Consider the following 1809-nt stretch of genomic DNA (forward strand, 5'->3'; position numbering starts at 1 on the left):
GCGCTGGTATGGCGGGAAACATCTGGGCGGCGACCGGTTCCGCCACGTGCAATCCTGCGTGCGCGCCTATCTGGACGCGGCCTGACACGGGCTTACAAGCTAATAGAGATGGCGGCGAAAAAGCAGATAGAGGCCGCAAGCACAAAGCTGTGCCAGATCGCATTCTGAAAGCGCATGCCGGGGTGTGCAAAGACGATCGTCCCCAGCGTATAGATCAACCCGCCGATGCCAATCAGCGTCAGCGCCGTGGTCGGCAGGTTTTGCCACATCGGCCAGACCAGCAGCACAGACAGCCACCCCATGCCAAGATAGAGATACAGCGACGCTTTAGACTCCGTGCTCCAGAAAGACAGTTTGGCGACCGCGCCGATAATGGCCAGCGCCCATACCACGGCGAGGATGCCATAGGCGAACCCTGTTCCGATGAGCACAACAAACGGTGTGTAGGTGCCCGCGATCTTGAAGTAGATCGCCGCATGGTCAATCCGACCCAGCAGGGCACGGGTACGATCAAACGGCAAAAGGTGGTAAATCGCCGACGCCAGAAGCGACAGGACAAAGCAGGCCGCATATACCAGCGTCGGTGTAAGCTGCTCCCCCTGGCTTGCAGCATAGGTCGTCAGCAGAATTGTTGCCGGTATTGCAAATCCCAGACCCAACACGTGGATCGTGCCATCAGCAAGAGTGTCAGCGGTTGGGTGCGGATAAGCCATAGGTCAAATCTAGCACCCGTTTGCAACATTCCCATGTCAGATTTCGTCTAATTAATGGCGCTTTGGTATCTCGACCTATCCATTCGTATAGGTGGTTATGCCGACGCGTGGCGCGCGTCCGGATCAACGGGGTTTATTGCCGTCGATCCAGCGCGACATCATCGTCTTGTCGCGGAAACATTCCTGCGGGATATCGCGGCGCTTCAGGCGGGCGATGCGTTCGGCAAAAGCGACCTGCTTTGACGAAGGATACTGCGAAAACGGCCCGTCCACCGGCTTGGGCTTATGGGCGTCGATCCATTCAGACAGCGCGGCGCGGTCGGTCAACGCCCGTTTTGGCACAGGCGCGCCGGTCTTGAGGCTAAGCGAGGTAGCATAGTGCATCTGCTTCTCCGTCGGCGGCAAAGCGGCGCGTGCGTCGCGGGCTGAATCTTCTGCACGGGCAGGTACGGCCCCGTTGTCGGGATCGAACATGCCAGGAAACTGCGGTTGGTAGGACATCGTATAGGCCCCCTTGTTCTATCTAGAACATATATAGAACATCGCGTGCGCTTTTTCAAGGGTTTCACCTCTGATACGCCATCATATGTCTATATGTAGGGCGCGGATTAAAGATTTCCACAACATGGGCTGTGCCTGCAATCGGGCCTGCCTGCGCGAATAGGAACGCCAGGACGCTCGGATTGTTCCACGATTGAGAGGGGGAAGAGCAGTGGCCTAGACCACGCGCCCCCAAAGATCGTATTCGCCGGCTTCTTCGACTTCGACGGTCACGATCTGGCCCACGCTCAGGTTTTCAAAGCCTTCGTCGATGAACAGGTTGCCGTCGATCTCTGGCGCGTCTGCCTTCGTGCGGCAGGTGGCGGCCTCGTCGTCGATCTCGTCGATGATCACATCCATGCGGCGACCGACTTTGGCTTCCAGCTTGGCGGCCGAGATGGCCTGCGCCTTCTCCATAAAGCGGTTCCAGCGGTCCTGTTTGACCTCGTCCGGCACGTGATCCGGCAGGGCGTTCGACCGCGCCCCGTCAACGTTTTCGTACTGAAAACAGCCCACGCGGTCGAGCTGCGCCTCGTCGAGCCAATCCAGCAGGGTC

The 1809-nt window shown here is 58.6% G+C and carries 2 protein-coding genes and 2 pseudogenes; 1 reads left to right on the top strand and 3 read right to left on the bottom strand.

Annotated features, from left to right (window positions below):
- Positions 1-85, top strand: a pseudogene (locus B3849_RS01325) (YigZ family protein); the annotation flags it as partial.
- Positions 86-92: 7 nt separating this feature from the next.
- On the opposite strand, the gene trhA reads toward B3849_RS01325, so the two are convergent.
- The 3 genes and pseudogenes from trhA to B3849_RS01340 form a co-directional block, all read right to left on the bottom strand.
- Positions 93-713 carry a PAQR family membrane homeostasis protein TrhA gene (trhA, locus tag B3849_RS01330; protein ID WP_005851572.1) on the bottom strand — a complete coding sequence of 207 codons (621 nt, stop codon included), beginning with the start codon at positions 711-713 and terminating at the stop codon, positions 93-95.
- Positions 714-836: 123 nt separating this feature from the next.
- Positions 837-1214 carry a hypothetical protein gene (locus B3849_RS01335; protein WP_278425834.1) on the bottom strand — a complete coding sequence of 126 codons (378 nt, stop codon included), beginning with the start codon at positions 1212-1214 and terminating at the stop codon, positions 837-839.
- Positions 1215-1430: 216 nt separating this feature from the next.
- Positions 1431-1809: pseudogene (locus B3849_RS01340) on the bottom strand (30S ribosomal protein S12 methylthiotransferase RimO); the annotation flags it as partial.

It is taken from the genome of Sulfitobacter sp. UBA4523 (assembly GCF_002388305.1).
Lineage (GTDB): Bacteria > Pseudomonadota > Alphaproteobacteria > Rhodobacterales > Rhodobacteraceae > Sulfitobacter > Sulfitobacter pontiacus.

Excerpts from the sequence above, each read along its gene's own strand:
- trhA (WP_005851572.1), bottom strand. The coding sequence starts at position 713 with ATGGCTTATCCGCACCCAACCGCTGACACTCTTGCTGATGGCACGATC.
- B3849_RS01335 (WP_278425834.1), bottom strand. The coding sequence starts at position 1,214 with ATGTCCTACCAACCGCAGTTTCCTGGCATGTTCGATCCCGACAACGGG.